The sequence below is a fragment of the Acetivibrio sp. genome (assembly GCF_035371925.1).
Taxonomy (GTDB): domain Bacteria; phylum Bacillota; class Clostridia; order Acetivibrionales; family Acetivibrionaceae; genus Hungateiclostridium.
In genome coordinates this window covers 36,100-57,343 of sequence record NZ_DAORXT010000003.1, presented here as the reverse complement: position 1 = coordinate 57,343, position 21,244 = coordinate 36,100, and the positions used below count along the sequence as shown (strand labels likewise).

General features: G+C 38.1%; 16 protein-coding genes. 4 read left to right on the top strand and 12 right to left on the bottom strand.

Translation table 11 applies throughout. The features are described 5' to 3' along the window. Positions 1-18: 18 nt before the first annotated feature. The 5 genes from PLH43_RS00985 to PLH43_RS00965 form a co-directional block, all read right to left on the bottom strand. The gene (locus PLH43_RS00985) at positions 19-1,287 is read right to left on the bottom strand and encodes an HlyD family efflux transporter periplasmic adaptor subunit (RefSeq protein ID WP_324359147.1); all 1,269 of its coding nucleotides are present in this window, start codon (positions 1,285-1,287) and stop codon (positions 19-21) included. Between the two features lie 19 nt (positions 1,288-1,306). Beyond that, complete coding sequence (locus tag PLH43_RS00980) at positions 1,307-2,599, bottom strand: methionine gamma-lyase family protein (RefSeq protein ID WP_324359145.1); 1,293 nt, start codon at positions 2,597-2,599, stop codon at positions 1,307-1,309. 143 nt (positions 2,600-2,742) lie between these two features. Continuing rightward, entirely contained in the window at positions 2,743-4,527 is a 1,785-nt protein-coding gene (locus tag PLH43_RS00975) for a glycoside hydrolase family 13 protein (RefSeq protein WP_324359143.1), read from the bottom strand. Between the two features lie 208 nt (positions 4,528-4,735). Next, positions 4,736-7,102: a cellulase family glycosylhydrolase gene (locus PLH43_RS00970; protein ID WP_324359177.1), complete on the bottom strand. Its 2,367-nt coding sequence runs from the start codon at positions 7,100-7,102 to the stop codon at positions 4,736-4,738. A gap of 411 nt (positions 7,103-7,513) precedes the next feature. Next, positions 7,514-9,133, bottom strand: a complete 1,620-nt coding sequence (locus PLH43_RS00965) for a GDSL-type esterase/lipase family protein (protein WP_324359141.1) — start codon at positions 9,131-9,133, stop codon at positions 7,514-7,516. A gap of 223 nt (positions 9,134-9,356) precedes the next feature. On the opposite strand from PLH43_RS00965, the gene PLH43_RS00960 reads away from it, so the two are divergent. Both PLH43_RS00960 and PLH43_RS00955 read left to right on the top strand, forming a co-directional pair. After that, positions 9,357-10,034, top strand: coding sequence for a response regulator transcription factor (locus PLH43_RS00960; RefSeq protein ID WP_324359139.1), 678 nt, complete (start codon positions 9,357-9,359; stop codon positions 10,032-10,034). Position 10,035: 1 nt separating this feature from the next. Further along, positions 10,036-11,247: an ATP-binding protein gene (locus tag PLH43_RS00955; RefSeq protein ID WP_324359137.1), complete on the top strand. Its 1,212-nt coding sequence runs from the start codon at positions 10,036-10,038 to the stop codon at positions 11,245-11,247. 3 nt (positions 11,248-11,250) lie between these two features. On the opposite strand, the gene PLH43_RS00950 is transcribed toward PLH43_RS00955, so the two are convergent. The 5 genes from PLH43_RS00950 to PLH43_RS00930 all read right to left on the bottom strand — a co-directional run bounded on the left by PLH43_RS00950 (position 11,251) and on the right by PLH43_RS00930 (position 15,580). Beyond that, a complete protein-coding gene (locus PLH43_RS00950; protein ID WP_324359135.1) occupies positions 11,251-11,511 on the bottom strand; it encodes a hypothetical protein in 261 nt (86 codons plus the stop codon). A gap of 148 nt (positions 11,512-11,659) precedes the next feature. Next, the gene (locus PLH43_RS00945) at positions 11,660-11,818 is read right to left on the bottom strand and encodes a helix-turn-helix transcriptional regulator (RefSeq protein WP_324359133.1); all 159 of its coding nucleotides are present in this window, start codon (positions 11,816-11,818) and stop codon (positions 11,660-11,662) included. Positions 11,819-11,983: 165 nt separating this feature from the next. After that, a complete protein-coding gene (locus PLH43_RS00940) occupies positions 11,984-12,136 on the bottom strand; it encodes a hypothetical protein (protein ID WP_324359131.1) in 153 nt (50 codons plus the stop codon). Next, entirely contained in the window at positions 12,108-13,160 is a 1,053-nt protein-coding gene (locus PLH43_RS00935; protein WP_324359129.1) for an extracellular solute-binding protein, read from the bottom strand. The genes PLH43_RS00940 and PLH43_RS00935 overlap by 29 nt, the downstream gene beginning before the upstream one ends. 566 nt (positions 13,161-13,726) lie before the next feature. Continuing rightward, a complete protein-coding gene (locus PLH43_RS00930) occupies positions 13,727-15,580 on the bottom strand; it encodes a leucine-rich repeat protein (RefSeq protein ID WP_324359127.1) in 1,854 nt (617 codons plus the stop codon). Positions 15,581-16,247: 667 nt separating this feature from the next. Between PLH43_RS00930 and PLH43_RS00925 the strand changes: the two genes are divergently transcribed. Beyond that, on the top strand, positions 16,248-17,204 hold the full coding sequence (locus PLH43_RS00925; protein WP_324359125.1) for an RluA family pseudouridine synthase: 957 nt from the start codon (positions 16,248-16,250) through the stop codon (positions 17,202-17,204). Between the two features lie 197 nt (positions 17,205-17,401). After that, entirely contained in the window at positions 17,402-17,974 is a 573-nt protein-coding gene (locus tag PLH43_RS00920) for a MerR family transcriptional regulator (protein ID WP_324359123.1), read from the top strand. 109 nt (positions 17,975-18,083) lie between these two features. On the opposite strand, the gene PLH43_RS00915 is transcribed toward PLH43_RS00920, so the two are convergent. After that, positions 18,084-18,494, bottom strand: coding sequence for a response regulator (locus tag PLH43_RS00915; RefSeq protein ID WP_324359121.1), 411 nt, complete (start codon positions 18,492-18,494; stop codon positions 18,084-18,086). A gap of 45 nt (positions 18,495-18,539) precedes the next feature. Further along, positions 18,540-21,203 carry a PAS domain S-box protein gene (locus PLH43_RS00910; RefSeq protein WP_324359119.1) on the bottom strand — a complete coding sequence of 888 codons (2,664 nt, stop codon included), beginning with the start codon at positions 21,201-21,203 and terminating at the stop codon, positions 18,540-18,542. Positions 21,204-21,244 lie beyond the last annotated feature (41 nt).

Below are 21,244 nucleotides of genomic sequence, written 5' to 3'. Positions count from 1 at the left end.
CTACTCCCCGTTCTCAAATTAATTTATGACCTGCCCTTCCTCAATATTTTGAGGATTTATAATGTAGCTTGAATACAAGCTGATACCACCGTCTTTATAATTTTCAACATTGTCTATAACTGCAAAATTGTTATTTTTTCCGATAATTTTAACAGGAACAAAAGTTGCCCGTCTTGCCTTAACCAGTGCAATTTCTGCCTCCATAGTGCTTGTATTGATATTGACAAGACTCTTTACAGGAACAATCAAACCTTCATAACGGCTCTTAATCAAATCAACGTTTACTACCCTCAAAGCTGCAGTATCACTTAGAGCCTTGTAGGTACGAACCGCAATTACAAATTTGCCGTCAAATTCATTGGATTTGTATGCAACCGTGCCGTCAACAACTCTGCCAATATCATTAATCCTGATATTCAGGTAATCATCCACCTTAAAATCATCAGCCTCTTCCTTATCCATGACAAACACTATATAATAGTCTATGCTCCCAATCACCTTGACAAAAGGCTTGTTGTACTGTGTACTTAAATCATCCGACTTATTGCCGTTTTCGACAACCTTTATCATATCCAGTATTTCCGGAGTAATTTCCGGTATCTTTTCGGGATTGAGAACCTCCTCATATCCGTCAACCACATATGATATTATCCCGGACGAATCCGAAACAATATTTCGTTTATTTGCGTTTATACTCTCCTGCAGTATCTTTTTTTCATTCTCAAGGGCTTTAATGTTCGCATCGGTATAGCTTAAGTCCCCTGAAATTGTAGCCTTCTTTTTAATAAGCTCATCAATGTCGTTTTTTATTTGCTTAACCTCCGAAATACTGTTTTTGTTGCTCTGCTTTATCACAAACACCAGTTTTTCTTGTATCTCCTGGTCAAGCTTTTTTATATCATCGGAAAAGAAATTGTCGTTTTTGGTTTTTTCCCTTTTTGCCTCAATAATTCTTAAATCAAGAGTCTTCAAATCCTCCAAAAGTTTTTCCGAAGACTTGTTTAATATAGTAGCAATGGTATCTCCTACTCCAACCTTTTCTCCTTCCTCCACATTTCTTATACTGATTCCGTCGGAAGGAGAATTGATTACAGTCTCGTTTCTTATAATGTAAGCATCAGTGGTTACATAGTCTTCCAGCTCTCCCATTCTTATTATATCCGTGTGGATATTCTTGCCGTAAACCCAAAATACTAAGGACGGAATATATAGCAGTAAAAACAGGGCAACCAAAAGACCTCCCCACTTTATCCTTCCGTTTGATTTTCTTTTGTTCTCATCCGGCATCCTTTTCCACCTTCCGGCATTAGATTTTTATTATTCCCTTTTCCAGCATTTTTTGAATTGAAATCATAATCCCAAGCTTAACATGTTCAAAAACCAATCCTCCCTGCATATAAGCGGTATAAGGAGGTTTGATTGGTGCGTCGGCACTAAGCTCAATGGACGAACCTTGGATAAAAGCTCCGGCAGCCATTATTACAGGGCAATCATAGCCGGGCATATCCCAAGGCTCCGGTGTAACAAACGAATCCACAGGCGAACCCTTCTGAATCCCCTGGCAAAAAGCAATAAGACTATCGGGCTCATTAAATCTGACAGCCTGAATAATGTCTCCCCTTCTGTCGCTTACTTTCGGGCTTGTTTCAAAACCCAACGCCTCCATGACGCCGGCACAAAATACCGCTCCTTTAAGGCTTTCAGCCACTACATGGGGCGCCATGAACAATCCCTGAAACATCTGTCTGTTATGCCCCAAAGATGCCCCCACATGCTTTCCAAGACCGGGAGTGGTAAGCCTGTATGCTGCTTTTTCAACACATTCCTTCTTTCCGGCAATATAACCACCCGTAGGAGCAAGTCCGCCCCCCGGATTTTTTATAAGGGAACCTGCCACAAGGTCCGCTCCAACCTCCACCGGCTCCCTGTCTTCAACAAACTCTCCATAGCAGTTGTCCACAAGAACCACTATATCATTTTTTACACTTTTTATAATGCTGATAGCCTTTTCAATCTCATCTATGGATAGCGCAGGTCTCCATTCGTATCCTCTTGACCTTTGAATCAGAACCATTGCAGTCTTTTCGTTTATTGCGCTTTTAATCGATTCATAATCAATACTGCCGTCCTTCAATAAATCCAGTTGGCGGTAAGATACGCCAAATTCCTTTAGGGAACCTCCCCCTTCTCCCCTTATGCCAATAACCTCTTCCAATGTGTCATAGGGCTTTCCCGTAATTGCCAAAAGCTCATCCTGAGGCCTCAGGTTTCCGAAAAGACATACGGCCAGAGCATGAGTGCCGGATACAATTTGATGCCTAACCATGGCATCCTCTGCTTTGAAAACATCCCTGTAGACATCATCCAAAACCTCTCTGCCTCTGTCATCATAGCCATACCCTGTAGTACCCCCAAAATGGGAATCACTTAAATTATTGTTTTGCATTGCCTTGATTACTTTATACTGATTGTACTCCCGGACAGAATCAATCCTGTAAAATACGGGAGTAATACTTTCTATCACCGATTCGGCAATTTTAAGTACTCTATCATCAATTCCAAATTCATTTTTCAAATAACTTTTCGACTGAAAATTCATTGTTTTCCCTCAAATCCTATATATTATTATCGTCAAAAGCCCATCCCTTTGACCATACATATTATTCTAACACATTCGCCTTTAATTTCAATAATATCCAATGATAAAAATACAAAAGGACACTATACCTTTTTATATATTTTTTATAATTCGCCGCAGGCTTTGTAAATCCTCCATTCAAAAGGCTTTAAACATATGTTTATGCTCTTTCGCTCAATTCTCACTACCTCATTATCTTTTAAGGATTCAAAGGCTTTTACACCATCGAAAAACTCCCCTGTCCTTACCAAAATATTCTCCTTCTGGTCCAACGTATTCATAACGACAATGATTCCGTCTTCTCCCCGACCTCTTCTGTAAGCCAGTATTCCCTTACCTCCTGTTACATTAAGCTCGCCATATTCGCCCACTCTCAAAGCATCGAATCTCTTCCTTAAATCAATCAAAAACCGGTACAACTCAAAGATTTTTCCGTTCCATTTTGCTTCATCCCATATCATTGGCCTTCTGCAGTCAGGATCTCCTTCGCCTTCCATCCCGATTTCATCTCCATAGTATATGAGGGGAACTCCCGGAAAGGTAAATTGGAATACCACTGCCGGTTCAAACTTCTTTTCATCACCGTCGCAAAGAGTTAAAAACCTTGGTGTGTCATGGGTACTTATTACGTTTACCAAGCTGTTCAACACCTTTTTGTTAAATTTCATAATATATCCGTTTATTCTCTTTTTAAAGGTCTCCACATCAATTGACCTATGGGCAAAAAAGTCATCTACCATCCATTTTAGAGGATAGTTCATCACCGAGTCAAACTGGTCTCCCCAAAGCCACGAAGACGACTCATCATATATTTCACCAATCAGTACCGTATCCCTGTTTAAAGATTTAAGCATATCCCTAAGCTTTCTCCAAAACTTTCGGTCCACCTCATCTGCCGCATCAAGCCTCCAGCCATCCACTCCAAACTCTTCTGTCCAATACCTTACCACATCAAGAAGGTATTGGGCCGTTTCCGGATTTCCTGTATTTAGCTTGGGCATCCCCCCGTAAAAGGAAAAGCATTCATAGTTGGGTCTGGGATATGCTTCAACGGGAAAGGAGTATATGTGAAACCAATTTACATATTTCGATTTCTCTCCCTTTTCAACAACATCTTTGAAGGCAAAAAGCTTATCCGACGAATGATTAAAAACCCCGTCAAATATTACTTTTATACCGTTTCTATGACACATATCTATCAATTCTTTGAGCTCTCTCTTATCACCAAACGCCGGATCAATTTCATAATAATCGACAATATCATAGCGGTGGTAGGATTCCGATTTGAACACAGGATTTAAGTAAATTACATCAACTCCAAGATTGACTAAATAGTCAAACTTGTCCAGTATACCTTTAATATTGCCACCGTGTATCATTCTGCTGCCTACACTTGATGTATCTGGAGGAACCTTGGCAAACCTGTCGGGGAATATCTGATATATTGTTGAATTGCAAAACCATTCAACCTCTTCAAAAATATCTTCTTTGCATATATAAGAATAGGTAAAGTGTCCCCATTGAGGCATATAATCGAAAAAGCCGTCGTTGCTGTACCATTTTACGGAGTAAACATCTTCAAGATAAAACATATATTTAAATCTTTTAATTCCAACATTAAGCTCCACCTCATAATAGTCAAACATTTCATCGCTTGCCACTTTATTCATCTTTGCTTTTCCCCGCTGTGTGAAGTCGTATTTTTCATGGTAGATGAGGATACAGTTATTTATATCGTTTTTAGCTGTCCTAAGCCTTATTACCAAAGTATCGGGATCAATAGGAAATGCAAACTCACTATAAGGTCTGTGATATATTGCCTCAAGCTTCATTAACGGATACCCCATTTCTAAGTTTGATATAACTTTCAGCAGGTTTCCTTTTCGCAAAACAGCTCCCTGAAATATTAGATATGTCGTACAATACTATGATACCATATTTCACAGTTAAATTTAACTGTTTTTACTTTGTCGCATCCTTTAACTTAAAGCACCAATCCATATCTTACATCGATTCCATTAGCCCTTTCCTCTTTCATTTCAAAAGGTAAAAAATGGCCCCTACTTTCAAGTAGAGGCCATTTTTTTAACCATCCTTTTACCATCCAACCTTGCTTCTTATTTCCTTAGTAAGCTGATCAGCCATTAACCGGTGAGTAGCAAGGCTTGGGTGCCAATCTTCTCCATAACCGGTGCTGCCGTCCTGTTGTGGAAACTCAACAAAATATACTTTTGAGTCTCCCTTTTTATTATAATCATTTACAACTTCTTTGACATAACTTCGGCATAAATCCAAACCTGTTCCCCAAAGCATCGGGCCAACGCAGCAGAATACATGGGCATCCGGATAGTTTTTGCGAACTTCCTCCATAAGATTTTTGTATGCCGTTATAAATTTTGTTTTGTCGGCAGTTAAGGTTGAAAAATCATTTGTTCCAAGATTAATTACAACAACCTGAGGTACATATTTGCTAAAGTCCCATTGAACTCCGCTGTAAGGAAGAGTATAGCCATAACGATCATTTATTAGAGGCCCGCCGGCGCCGCCGTAGTTCATAGTAAGTCCGATTCCCGACCATGCAATTATATTGGAGCTTGCATTCAAATTGCGGGCTGTAATCGCCGCATACGTCAAATAACTGTTCTCATTTTTCGGTGTAAAAGACTGCTCTTTGCTGGCTCCTTCATTTCCGTATCCGCATGTAATTGAGTCTCCGATGAACTCTATTTTTCTTTGTAGCGGACTTGGTGGTGAGAGAAGCTTTCCGGAGCCGAAGTCAAACCCAAGGAACTGTACTTCTCCCAAGGATGCCTCTGTTCTCTTCCACAAAACAAGATGATGTGCTCCCTCTGTAAGACCGCTTACAAGCTTTACGGTTGACGTTGTTGTGTTAACCGAGAAAGGAGCAAGAGGTTCACCGTCTACAAAAGCCTGGAACCAGTTTTCGCCGCCGGATTTGATAGTCACACTGGCTTCTGTGCCGTAGAAATTCAATTCGACATTGCTTGCTGACCATGCACATTTTGCACCGTTCGGATCTGAAAAATCAAATCTTCCGTTGTACAAAATTCCCGGATTGTTTGTTTGAGCATCTTCTGCAGGGAATTTATCTATTAAGCGCAGTATGTATTTATTCAGTAACGCCAAGTCCGTAGAATTGATTTTCTGGTCTGCGTTCACATCTGCGGCAATTTTGCCGTTTGGATTCGGAAAATCATTTATACCGCGCAAAATATATCTTTTTAGCATTGAATAATCTGTAGAATTCACTTTTCCGTCTCCGTTTACATCACCGTATAAAACATTAGATATCGGAGTAGGTGTAAATATCGGAGTTGATGATGATGTCGGGGTTGACGACGGAGTTGAAGAAGTTACTGGTGTAACTGAAGGTTTTCCTCCGGCACCTCTAATCAGCGCCTCGGCAATTTCAGGATAATACCATTTGAGATTTCGTCTGTCCAGCAAAGCATAAGTCTCTGAATCACCCGGATTATAATAACCGTTGTCCCACCAGAAGACTGCAATTCCTCTTGCAGCTGCTTCCTTGGCATAATGCTCCGCATGGGCAACCCTTGAAGAAAGGTTTCTCTTGTCAATAGTTCCGAATTCTCCAATAATTACAGCCCTGCCGTTCTTTACAAATCTATTGTAAAATGCATCAAGTTCAGATGTAAGAGAAGCCTTGTCACTATCACTTCCCCAATACGAAGTTCCGTTAATATCCATAGCAAAGAAATACGGTGAATAAGCATGTATGGATACTATTACTCTGCTGTCGTTGTTTGGAATGACAAGATCATTTAGTGCAACATCAAGGCCGGTTGCTGCATTGGTAGGAACAAGTATAAACCTCTTGTCGTTGTTTCCGCCGCTTGCCCGGATTGTGTTAACGGCAGCCAAGTTAAATCTATTTATTACATCTCGGTTTTCATATGTTCCCCCCGTCCATTCCTGGGGTGAGCCCTCTACTCTTGGTTCATTCATTGTTTCAAAAAGCAAATAGTCATTATAGTTTTTAAAGCGTGCAGCAATCTGTTCCCAAACCTTTATCAGCTTTTCTTTACTCTGTTGCTCTTTAGCATATGTAGGTACAATCCATGAATTGTCGTGATGAATATTTATGATGGCATACATACCGTTGTCAAGGACATAGTTTACTACTTCCTCTACCCTGTTGAGCCATGCTTCATCAATTTTATAGTCCGGAGCCGGACCTATATGTGTATTCCAGGTAACAGGCACTCTAACGGCGTTAAAGCCCATTTCTTTTACTTTGTCTATCATTGCCTTCGTTGTCTTAGGATTTCCCCAACCGGTCTCGGTAGGAGCATCTAAAGTGTTTCCCAAGTTCCAACCTATTCTTATATCTTTAACCAGGTCTATTGCCGAAATGTCACGCATGCCCGAACCGGAAGGTGATGCCGCTCCAACTGTGAATGAACACAACATGCTTGACAACATCACAAGCACACAAAGCAAGGAAACTACTTTTTTCACTTTACCCTCTCCTTTGCAAAAATTGATAATTTTTTTCTTAAAACCCCTCTTTTTTGCGTTCAGCTAATTTATTCTTACAGCTCCCCTCCTTTTGCTTATTTTTAAATATAAACAAAGTATTATTTATTAAATAGTAATGTTACTACTTATTATAAAAATTCGAAAAATCACTTTCTTTTGATGATTCTAAAAAAAAATAATTTAAAATATGATTGTTTGTGCTGAAAATTGAAATGGGGGATTGATGCTTCGGCATTTTCAAAATCCGGATATAAAAAAAGAAGCTCTAGAGGGAAGAGCTTCTGTGAATATTTGGCTGTTAAAGATATATTTAGCTGCTAAAGATATATTCAATTGTTAAAAACCTAATATTTTCTAATTTCTAAGAAGCATTCTCTTTAAGGCTGTAGCATCTGAAGAGTTAACTCTGCCATCGTTGTTTATATCCGCATTTGACGCATTTATTGCATCTTCACCTACAAATTTTAATATATATCTTTTTAAAAGACTATAATCCGTTGAGTTTACTTGACCGTCCGAGTTTACGTCACCTTTTTTACCTTGAGGCGGATTTGATGGAGTAGGAGACGGCTGTGTTTCATCAACCATGGACTTCAAAATACCGACAGTGTACTTGTACCAAAGTTGTGCAATTTTTGAATATCCTGTAACCGTCAAATGCAAATTGTCCGCTGATATATCTGTGTATCTGTCAAATTGGATGTCACTTAATTTGACAAAATAAACTTTCTTACCTTCACTGGCCTTCTGTTGAACTATTCCAGGAATTAGCGCATTGTATTGCTTAACCATTTCAGGCCACGGATAATAATCTGCCACAAACAATGTTATATTGGGTTTTACAGTGAAAATCTGGTCTATTAAATTGCTAAGACCTGTTGGATTCGGACTGCCGCCGCTTACAAACATGTCATTTCCGCCAATCCAAAGAAATACTACATCCGGATTATAGGTATTAAGCCAGTTGTTAATATTGCTTGCTACCTGGGGTATCGTCCATCCGGAGTGTCCTTCATGGTCTTTATCCGGCAGACTGTTCGGACCGCTCCTTTGAGAACCCACAAAATCAATGCTAAGCCCTGCATCCGTTAAAAGTTTGTATAAGTCGGTACGATAAGCCCCCATTTCTCCTTCTCCCATACCTTCTGTACAGGAATCACCAACTGGCATAATCTTTATCGTTTTTGTCTTTCCCGGTGTTGTACCAGGTGTTGTACTCGGTGTTGTGCCCGGTGTAGATGTCGGTGCTGTACTCGGTGTTGGCTGCGTTCCATTTGCCAAAGCTCTCAAAATGTCTATGGTGTATTTGTACCAAAGCTGTGCAACTTTTGTATATCCCGTAGTGCTCAAATGCAAACCGTCCCAAGAAATATCGGTGTTTCTGTCAAATTGGATATCGCTAAGCTTTACAAAGTAAACCTTCTTGCCGGCATTGGCCTTCTGTTGAACTATTCCAGGAATAACCGCATTGTATTGCTTAATCGCATCAGGCCACGGATAATAATCTGCCACAAACAATGTTACATTAGGTTTTACGGTAAAAATCTGGTCTATCAAATTGCTAAGACCTGTTGCGTTTAAATTGTTGTTTAAAAGAAGGTCATTTCCGCCAATCCAAAGAAATACCACATCTGGATTATGGGTGTTGAGCCAGTTGTTAATATTGCTTGCTACCTGGGGTATCGTCCATCCGGAGTGCCCTTCATGGTCTTTGTCGGGTAAACTATTCGGACCGCTCCTTTGAGAACCGACAAAATCAATGCTAAGCCCTGCATCCGTTAAAAGTTTGTATAAGTCGGTACGATAAGACCCCATTTCTCCTCCTCCCATACCTTCGGTACAGGAATCTCCAACCGGCATAATCTTTATCGTTTTTGTCGCAGCCGGCGCCTTAGTGCTTATTAACCCTATAACTATAAGAAAAACCAATAGAGTTGATAATGCCTTTGTTGCCGGATTCTTGAATTTGAACATCCTATCTCCTCCCTATCAAAAAATGTAATTTTTGATTCAACACCATTCTAAAAAACTAAACTTAATCTTTTCTTAAAAAAAGCATAAAAAAACATTTTTCGTAAAAATCATAGAAAGAATATAAAAATGCGGTATCTTGTGATAAAATAGTGCATGAGAAGATAATACTTCCTCTAAAACCGAAGACAAGAGTCTTTCAATTTTGGGAAAGGAATGAATAAAAATGCGAATACTTCTTGTAGAAGATGAATTACGCCTTTCCGAAGCACTTGTACATACTCTGAAAAAGAACAATTACATAGTTGATACTGCTTTTGACGGAATATCAGGTCAGCAAATGGCCGAGACAAGGATGTACAATATCATTATCCTTGATAGAATGCTGCCCGGAAAGGATGGCCTTGATGTTCTTATAGATCTTAGAAAACAAGGAATTACAACTCCTGTTCTCATTCTGACAGCAAAAGATTCGGTAAAAGACAGGGTTGAAGGCCTTGACAGCGGTGCGGATGATTATCTTACAAAGCCTTTTTCAAAAAGCGAATTGCTTGCAAGAATACGCGCTTTAGGTAGAAGACAAAGCGAAGTATTGGTAAATGAAGAAATTAATATAGGAAATATGTGCTTTAACTGTATGAAGGGAGAAGTAAAAGTAAACGGACAAATCATAAAGCTTACGTCAAAAGAATCCCAAATTCTCGAAATTCTCATAAAAAATAAAAACTTAGTGGTTTCAAAAGAGCAACTCCTGGAGAAAATTTGGGGTTTTCAGACAGATATAGAGCTTAACAATATAGAGGTTTACCTCTCATATCTTAGAAAAAAGCTTGCAAAAGCAAACTGCGGAATTGTAATTGAGACCATCAGAGCAAGAGGTTATTGCCTTAAGGAGGCATTATGATATGTTTCGAAAGCTAAAAATCAAATTTGTCATGACGAATATTGTCAGCATAACAATGATCCTTCTTATCATTTTTTTCGGTATATATCTGTCGATAAAGGGTTTTCTGGAGTTTCAGGCTAATATAATATTGTATACCATTGCAAACGAAGAACGGCTAAATTCAAATTTTGACTCCGGACTGGTTAGATTCTTTTATATAAAAGTAGACACTTCCGAAGAAATTATCGGGTATTTGATGAATATCAATATCTCCAAAGAAGATATGGAAAGCTTTAAAGAAAAAGCAATGGAAAAAGGAGTAGGAAACGGACAAATTGCAGATGACAAGTTCAAATTTAAATTTTTGAAAATCCCCAAGGAGTATGGATATATAATTGTATTTCTCGATTACAGTGTTGAAGAAAAAATGTACAAACCGCTTATTTCTATCAGTACCTTCATTGTTATGCTATCTGTCGTATTGGTTTTTGCAACAAGTCTTTTCCTCGCAAACAAAGCCATAAAACCTATAAAAACATCTTGGGAAAAACAGATGGCCTTTATTGCCGATGCATCCCATGAGCTGAGGACTCCCCTCGCGGTAGTAAATTCCAATCTGGAAATAGTAATGGAAAACGAAAATGACACTGTCGGAAGTCAAATGAAGTGGCTAAGCAACATTCAAAGCGAATTGGAACGGATGAAAAAACTTGTTGACGATTTATTGTTTTTGGCAAGGGCTGATGCAGAAGATGAAATGCCTAAAGAGTACTTTGATTTAAGCGCACTTGTACATAAAATTTTTGATGAGTTTACACCTCTTTGCCAAAAGAAAGACATAGAATTTCTTTTAGATACTAAAGATAATATTATTTTTTACGGTAACGAATTTCGAATAAAACAACTTATAACAATATTATTGGACAATGCTATAAAGTATACCGGCGAAGAAGGAAAAATCACACTAAAGCTGGAATCGCACGCAAGCACCGTTCAACTGTCTGTAAGCGATACGGGTGAAGGCATCCCGAAAGAACATATTGACAAGATTTTTGACCGGTTTTACAGAGTAGACAAATCCCGTTCAAGGAATCACGGAGGCTCGGGATTGGGTTTGGCAATTGCAAAATGCATAGTAGATGAGCACAAAGGCAGCATCAACGTTTCCAGTATAGTGTCCGAAGGAACGAAATTTACAGTATCTCTGCCGTATAAAGCTCCGCAGAATTAAAATTTATATTTTAATCTTCCCAAATGCTTTTTTCACCGGAACATATAATGCCAACATAGCAATTAGCACTACATAACTTATTATGCGAGGAAATACTTCTCCGGTAACTATTATTGATGTTGGCCCGTCTGCTCCTCCAATTACACCTATGCTTAAAGGATTTGTATTAAAAGCATTAAACCAAACCGTTTTAAGCAGCAACCAAACAACAAAACTAAAAGCAATATGCTTCCAAAGAACCCAGTCATAGAAAAACTTTTTCATACCAGACTCCCCCATATACTTTAATATTTACCGTCAATACTTTTAATTTAGGTCTTTGGAAATTGCGTTACAAACCTTCCGACACAATTTATATGATATCATACCCACCTATTTTAGTCCATTGTTTTCCTCTTTTTTTAATTTTCAATCATTCAGACTTGCTTATTTTTCTGTATTCAACAGGAGTCATTCCAACGATATTTTTAAAAATGGTGGAAAAATACTGCACACTTTGATATCCCAGCTCCTCGCAAATCTGATAGATTTTTTTATTGCTGTTTTTCAGCATTTCCTTTGCCATCTCCATTTTTTATGTTTCTTACATACTCCACAAACTGAATACCCTTCTCCTCTTTAAAAAGTCTGCTTAAGTAAGAAGGATTGAGATTGACAGACTCAGCCACTTCCCCAAGGGATATGTCCCGTTTGCAGTTTTGTTTGATATAAGCAACTGCAGAGCTTATTACCCCACTTACTTTTCGGCCTTTTTTTGATTGATGACCGCACATGCCCGTTCTACCAAGTCACCATACCATTTTTCAATCTCATCAAGAGTTTTTTTGCCAAATACCTCCCCATAGAGATTTACAGGGATATCATACAATTGCTCCGGCGTTATGTTCATTCATTGCCTTCTCGGGATATTTTGTCTTTGAAGAAATACAGATAACATCCTGAATGGCTTCATTGAGATTTCCGCCATGTCCATTAGGACCTTTCAGCTCGTATATGGGGACAAAATCCGTAGATGCATTAACTTTTCTGCTCTCGTTAGCAAAATATATGTACCTGTAAAAATAGTCTATAGCGGATGCCGCTTTGACCGAAAGCAATTTTTCCCGAATGGTTGCATTTTCATTTGTCAAAAACTCCTGATCCAAAATTTTTTCCCGATAAAGCCTTGCAACATATAAAAGTGCCTCTCTCGCCTCAGGCGTATTAAACCCATCATAGTATTTGCCATTTTCATCCACCCCGATTCCATAATAAGCACCGAAAGGATTAAAGAAAAACGGCAGATTGTCAAGGAACTTCGGGAAAGTGAAAGGTATAATTCCCTTGCCGCTCAATTTCTTCATTTCATTGTAAAACTCTTCGGTGGTAGGAGTTTCGGACAAGTTTATCTCATATTTATCCATATAGTCTTTCCTAATCCAAAGGATTTTTGAAAGCGGCACATACATGGGCACAGCGTGAAGGCTTCCACTTACTCTAAGATAATCCAGATACTCCGGGTCAACCAATGATGTAATCTCCGGAACATTTTCAATAAGATTATCCATAGGCATTGTATAGCCCCTTGAAGCTATAACCTGAAGATTATCCATTGCTTTTCTTACAACAAATATATCCGGCATCTCACCTGTGGTAAGCATAATATTTAGCTTGTCATTATAACTGCTCTGTGGCGGTGCAATAATTTCCAAATCGATATTTGTCTTCTCCTCAATATATTTCTCAACTTCTTTCATTAATTCCGGATCGACTGCTTCTCCACCCCAGCCTGTCTGGGACATGCAGAATGTGAGCCTTACCCTCTTATCCGAGGTATTCTCACCAGTCTCTTTATCTTTTTGGCATCCGGCAAACATAAAAACTGACATCACCAAACAGAGCAACAACACAGAGAGCCTTTTTCCAAAATACATTTTTTGCCCCCTCTTTTAAACGTTTTTTCCTTTATTTTATTTTATAGGAAAAACGGTTTTTATGCAAAACTACCGTGTCGTTTCATCGGGAGTTTGACAGTTAGTTGCTAAAAATTAAAAAGCAAAAAGCCTGAAAGCCATTGGAAATAGGTTTTAATTCAAAATATTACAAAAATAAACAAGCGCTCGTAACTCCTTAAAATTACTGATGACCCTCTTGCTTACGCAAAAGAACAGGTCGCTAAGTACAATGAAGAAGCGAAGAATAACACAAAGTTGATATGGAGATACACCTTGATATTTCAGATTTTCGTTACGCTTCACAATATACAGGTTCAAAAACGTTAACTGCATTAGATGGAGTATTTGCTCTGGGATTAGATAAGCAATACTACCTGCCAAAAGAACTTGGCAAAAGGTGTAAGAAAAACTATTAAAGGCCATTCCATACAACATTTTTGAAAAATTGAAGCCGACAAAAAAAAACGGCATATTTAAACTTAACCCATTTAACCTATGCCGTCTTATTAATTATACTTTAATGTTTGATTACATAATAAAGGCTTTTACTGGTATTTTTGAAGTTCCACGCAGATCTCAAGCAGCATATAATCAACCTCATCTATTACCCTGTTATTATCAAGATCCGCAAGTATATTGTAATATCCCGGTTGTGAGTTAAACTTCTCAATTTCATATCTTAAAAGAACCAAATCTTCTTCGTCATGTATGCCATTATGGTTAAGATCACCAGTAAGCCCGTTCTTGTTTAGTATCATAATTTTTTCACAAAGACAATCATAATCATCCATATCTATTTTTCCGTCAAAATTTACATCCGCAAGTATATTATAGTATCCCAGGTAAGAGTACTTGGCATAGCCTTGTATTTCATTTATCATATGGTGCTTATCCATATCGTCCAATACACCGTCTTTGTTTATATCTCCTATGATTATATTACATTCCGGTAAATTATTATTATAAATAGACTTATCCACACCAAAACTATATTTTGTGAATTCTTTGTCAATATTGGATTTGTACAGTGGATGTCCTGTTTTTTCATACTCACTTATACTTTTCAAAAAATAAAGTTTACCCGGACGATCTTTTACATCATTATCATCCCATGTAGCATCAATTTGTAACCATACTCCATTGACCTGCACCAGGTTCCAAGCATGATTGCCTCCAACAACACAGCAGTTTGGTATTCCTACCCTGTCTAACAATAGAGACATAGCCAATGCATATCCTTCACAAACCGTTTCATCTCCAAGGAATACTGAAGAAATACAATGATTTTTAGAATCACTTGTAGCTCCCGTTGTGTAAGACACTTTATTTGTTGCATAAGTATATAATGCATAAACCTTTTCACAATCTTTCATGCCTTCTTTTATATAGCTGTCCACAGCATATTCAACTTCCTGTTCCACCAAGGATATTGAGAAAGGTAGATTTTCAAGTACTGCAATGTGTTTCTGAAATACGGATTTAATTGCAGGATCCCAATTTATATATTCCTCTCTGGTTTTTATGTTGTTAATGGATGTTATATTGCATCCATCAAAACTACATTTTATTTTTTCTATATATGGTGTCAAGTTTAAATTTTCCAAATATATAGCGTTTGAAAACGCTTTGGATTCTATTGTTTTAACACTGTCCGGTATAGTGAAGCTGGATGATTCCTTTTTCGGAGGGTACCAGTAAAGTGTAGTCATATCATGACTGTAAAGAACCCCTTCTTCTGCAGTAAGTTTGGTATTCTCCGGTGAAACAACAATTAATTTTAAATTCGGAAACTTTTCAGGTTCCAGTAACACCCCGTTACTTAACGGATAAATGTAATATTTCGCTGAAATCCTTAATAACTCAACCTTTTCAGCCTTTTCTATTGAACTCACGCTGGCACAGTATAAAAATGAATCGGGCAGATTTAAAACCTTATTGGGACTATTCATCGGATATTTAATCAATACTTTCTTTTGTTTGTTGTATAAAACTCCGTTAACATCACAATAATACTCATTTTCCGGACTTACATTAATTTTTTGTAAAGATTTCAAATTTGCAAAAGGGCTCAAACCCACATCTACAATATTAGGACCAATATTGATTTCAGTTATTGCTTTATTATCACGTATTGCATACCAATCCACTTTTTTTATGTCATAAGAAACACCGTTTGCAGTAAGCTTCTCCGGTATTGTTACTATAGATTCATCGTTTTTTAAGTATTTCATAATGACTCCATCATCCGTAAATTCCCATTTACCATCATCAGATTTATAAGTAGTTGCGGCATGTGCTGTATTTATGCCAAAAAGCAGGTTGAAGCCTCCAACGGCTGCAAATAATACAAATACAAAAGCAGCTAATTTAAGTTTTTTAATTGCGTTTTTCATTTTCATTTCATCCCCTTTACATAAAATATTAATTTTAAATTATAAACCAACTGTACTCCAAAACCGGTTTTGCAGCATTTTTACTTAGCTTATAGTATACCATTGAATTTTAAAATCAAATTGAAAAAACAATGCTTTTTTTGTGAAAAAATCATGAAAGATGCAATAGTACTTTCAGGCGGAAGTTTGACAGTTAGTATCTAAAATAAAATATCAAAAAGTCTGAAACCCATCCATAAATGGACCTTTTTTACGAAAAATTTAGTCAAGTTATATCACAAAAGACCAAAAAATCAGCTTCAATCCTGGCCTTCTAAACAGGTTTATGACCTATTCAAATTTTTGCTGGACTTCGTCAATTTGAAAAGGAACTCGTAAAGATGTTTTGCGAGCTGAACAGATTCGATATTAACTACCAAAGGAACTTAGCAAAAGGTGTAAGAAAAATTATTAAAGGCCATTCCATACAACATTTTTGAAGAATAGAACAGAGGCGTAAACCTTTAAATTTTAACGTTTATCGCCTCTTTTATATTTATCAACTGTCAAACTCGAGATTTTATAGCAAAAACGGTTTTTAGGCAAAACTATTGATAAAGCAATTAAGATTTCTCCGTTTCAAGGGCCTTGAATTTTTGAAGATGCTGTAATAATATTTATATGGTGATATCATTTGAATTTAAAATATAGAGTTGATAAGGAAACTTCGGGCAAAACCGTAAAATATATATTGAAAAAACAGCTTAATCTTTCCGAAAGGCTCATTAAAAAGTTAAAGCACCAGGGCAAAATTCTGTGCAACGGCCGTCCTGTTTATGTCAATGCCATTGTCTCTGAAAACGACATAATCGAAGCGGATCTCGACTTTGATGAATCGGGTATCTTTATTGAACCCGAAGACATACCCATAGACATAATCTATGAAGATGAATCTATTATTGCTTTAAACAAGCAACCCGGTATCGTGGTTCATCCTACATGCTCTCACCCCACCGGCACCCTTGCCAATGCCGTGTCGTTTCATCTTAAGAAAAAAGGAATTGAGAAAAAGATTCGCCCGGTTATAAGGCTGGACAGAGATACCTCAGGCATTATTATATTTGCCAAAAATCCTTATACCCAAGAATTTCTTATTCAGCAGATGAATGACAAAACCTTTCTCAAAGAATACATCGGCATTGTGCACAATGTATTGGAAGATGACAGCGGGACTATAGACCTTCCCATAGCCCGAAAACCCGGAAGTATTATGCTAAGGCACATTTCCCCGGATGGGGATAATGCAGTGACGCATTACACGGTACTTGAGCGTCTAAATAACGCTACCTTGGTAAAATTTCGGTTAGAGACCGGAAGAACCCATCAGATAAGGGTGCATTGCCAAGCAATCGGTCATCCTCTTGTCGGGGATACCCTATACCCTTTTGCCGGCACTCCCTACTCTCTTTTGGGCAATAAATCCCGTATTCCCCAAAGCAATATTCCTCCTGTAACTTGCGAAATTCTTGAAAGACAAGCCCTCCACTCCCAAAGAGCTGTCTTTGTGCATCCTTTTACGAAAAAAAACCTTGAAATTACTGCTCCGATACCCGATGACATGAAATCCGCTTTGGAAATATTGAGAAAATAATCACCCAAACATTTACACAATAAGGTAATGGTGTTATTATAGTACTTGCCTTCATTGCAAAGGTATTATTTTTTTAGTCTTTTGGTCCAAAAAAACCTATTGGCTGTACATCAAAATGCACAAGGCCGTTTACTTCTGGAAAGTGTAATTCGAACCTGCATTATAAATATGCTTCAAAAAGAAATGGAGGTATTTACGTGGAAGTCATTAAAGACCGTTATACTATCACAGAGCTTAGCGAATATCTCAATGTTACCAATCATACTTTAAGATATTATGAAAGGGAGTTCAATCTATATGTTCCAAAGGACAAAAGGGGCAGGAGGTACTACACTCCGGAGCTTGCCAATATCATGTACAAGATTAAGGCCATGAGGGATGAAGGACTTGAGATTAAAGCCATAAAAAAAATCCTCCAATCCGAAAATGTAATAACAGAGCCCCCGCCGGTCGTAACCGAGGATATTAGTGTGCCTGTTGCAAGGCAAAATTACAGCGAAAGCGTTGTTGATATAAAGACTTTCTTCCAGGAATTCGAAAAGCAACTGACCAACAGCTTTTCTCAAGAGGTAGAGTTAGCAAAGGAGCATATGTCCAATGAGCTTAGCAAAACAAAGCTCGAGCTTGGTGCATGTCTGGAAAACAATATCCGAAGACTTGAAAGCAAGCTCGACAAGCATTTTGAAAATGTAGACCGTTCCATAGGAATGTGGAGAGAAAAAAACAAAGACGGTCTGTTAAAACGCCTCAAAAAGAAGGTTTTCAAATAACAATAAAAGCTCGGGACATCGAGTCCCTTCGCTTTTGCCTCTTTCATTTCATTCCAAGAGGCCAAATTCAAACAAAAGGGGACATTATTTCCCCTTTTGCTTTCGTATGCTATTTTGATTCACTGCTAAAAACTAACCCTATTTTTTTCAAAACCTCCGCAAACTTCTCTGTATCTATGGGTTTTGCTGCATAAGCTTCACAGCCGGATTCAAATGCAGTATAGACATTGGTCGTATCATTCAAAGCCGTTGTCATTATAACCTTTACCCGATTGTCTCCTTCAATTCCCTTTTGCTTTTCCACATCTCTTATTGCCTTTAAAGCCTTTGTTCCGTCAAGCTTGGGCATCATGATATCGAGGCATACCAAGTCGTAGGGTTTTCCTTCGTCAAGGGCGAGCATAAATGCGTCAACTGCTTCAATTCCGTCTATAGTAATGTCGCATTCCCCGTAGGAAGAAAGAAACTTGTACAAAAACTTCCTGCTAGCATAATCGTCTTCTGCAATTAGTATCCTCATTTTAAAACCCCTTTCCATGGATATTATTGTATATATAATTCTTACTTAATAAAGTTTGTCAACCTCCTGCTTTAGCTCTTCATAAAGTTTTTGAACATCCTCCGGCTGGTTTTTCCTCGCAAGAAGCTGTATCTTGAAAGCAAGACTTTTTACCTTGTCATACCCCTTGTCTTGTGCAAGCTCTTTTACTGCTAAAGCGCTTTTATCAACTGCTGCCATGTTTTTATTCAATATGGAAAGTTTAAGCCTCTCCATCATATCCTCAAAACTCAAATTTTGCATGACTTCATTTTTATCCGAAGACTCATTCACTTCTTTACTGAGCTTAAAATATGTATTTTCATCTTCTTTTCTTTCCTCTATATTGTCACCGGATTGTTCATCACGGTACAAAACTCTGTTTATTACTGCATAAACATTATCAAAGGAAAAGGGCTTGGGAATAAAATCATCCATTCCCGCTTCTAAAAACTTTTCCCTCTCATTTTGAAAAGCATGTGCGGTAACTGCAATTATCGGAATATGCCTGAAAGTTCCTTCCTCCATCTTTCTTATTCTCTTCGTAGCTTCGATACCATCCATTTGCGGCATCTGAATATCCATGAGTATTAGGTCAAATTCGTTTTCTTCGAATAGCTTTATTGCCTCAAAGCCATTCTCTGCAATTGTAAGAGAATACTGACCTTTTTTCAGCATTCCGGCTATTACCCTCTGATTGACCTTGTCATCCTCGGCAAGAAGTATGTTAAGCTTTCGTTCGGGTATGCCGTCGCAAACATCTGACGAATATTCTGTATTGGCGCTGCCTTTGTCTTTTAGCCTGAAACTTACTGTAAAACAGAAAGTACTTCCTTTTCCCTTTTGGCTTTTGACCCAGATTTCACCACCCATCATTTCTACAAGCTGTTTTGAAATTGCAAGCCCCAAGCCCGTACCTCCATACTTTCGGGTAATGGAACTGTCACCCTGGCTGAAGCTTTTAAACAGCCTGCCTATCTTATCGTCATCTATGCCTATACCCGTATCTGAAACAGTGAGTTTTAGCTTTATAGAGTCGTCTCTTCTTTCTGCAATATCAGCATCTATTTTTACCTCTCCCACATCAGTAAACTTTATGGCATTGGAAATCAAGTTGTTTAAAACCTGCTGAAAACGTCCGGGGTCCCCCACCAAAATTCGCGGTATTCCTTTTTTTACAGTGTAGCTGAATCGAAGCCCTTTGTCGTTTGCTTGTACAATATGAGACTTGTATGTCTTGTCCAAAAGGTTTAGAAAATCGAACTTGACATTTTCCAAAGTCATTTTACCGGCTTCTATCTTTGAATAGTCCAAAATATCGTTTATAACCCTAAGGAGCAGATCTGCACACGAATTTATAATATTAAGGTTTTCCTTCTGTTCCTCGGTCAATTCTGTCTGCAAAGTAAGATTTGTCATTCCGATTATACCGTTTAGGGGAGTTCGTATCTCATGACTCATATTTGCGAGAAATTCGCTCTTTGCCCGGTTTGCAGCTTCAGCTGCTTCCTTTGCTTTAAAAAGGTTCTCCGACATTAGCTTCCTTTCGGTAATGTCTTCTGAAACTTTAAGGTAATTGGTTATGACACCTTCTGAGTTAATTATGGGAGAATAGCATGCATATTCCCAAAATATTACATCATTTTTTGATTTATGCCTGATTTCCCCCCTCCACTCCTTGCCTGAAAATATTGACTCAATCATTTCATCGTATTTTTCTATGCTGTCTTCTCTAATCTCCATGAAGAAAAGGCTTTCTCCAATTACTTCATTAATGCTGTATCCCGTAACCTCAGTAAACCTGGGATTTACATATTCAATATTTCCATGAATATCTGCTATCACAATAATACTGGGACTTTGTTCCACTGCCTGGGATAACTTATGAAGTTTCTCTTCCGCTTTCCTTATTCTTGTTATGTCTCTGAAAACCACAACCACGCCCATTATTGTTCCGTCAGAATTTTTTATGGGGGCAGTGCTTGCCGAAACATATCTTAGGCTTCCATCTTTCGACACCAGCATGGTATTCTTCCTGAGCCCTACGGTTTTACGCTCAATCAAAACCCTTTCATAAGGACTTGTCTCAGGTTCCTGAGTTATGCCGTTTATTATCACAAAAACTTCAGAGAGTGGCTTTCCTATTGAGTAGCAAGACGAATAACCTGTAAGTTCCTGTGCAGCTTTGTTCATCATAACTACCTGTCCCTTTTCGTCGGTAACAATTACACCGTCTCCTATACTCTCCAAAGTTGTTACCAGTCTTTCATTTTCCTCCATCAAACCGATTTCAAATTTTTTTTTATCTCTTTTATGCTCAAGCTCCCTGCACTTTCCAAATACAATGGATTTGAGCCTTGCAGTATCTTTCCTGATACAATAATCTGAAGCTCCCGATTTCATCATTTCAAGCCCTTGTTCACCGCTGTCTTCTTCCAATAATGCAATAATCGGCACCTTGTCATTGAGCTTTTTTATGAGCTCTATCACATCGGAAAACAAAATATCTGAAGAACAGTCAAAAAACACAATGTCAAAGGTATTGTTCACCAAAAAACTATATTTCAATTCATCAAGGGTTCCGACACTTCTTAGAAAACACTTGTACCCCATATCGAAAAAAACATTTTCTATGGCAGTTGTAAGCTTCTCGTCATTTCCCGCTACCAGTACTTCGAGGTCCTCATTCAAATCGTCGCTCACCTCATTTTTTACATTTCAAATCTATATCC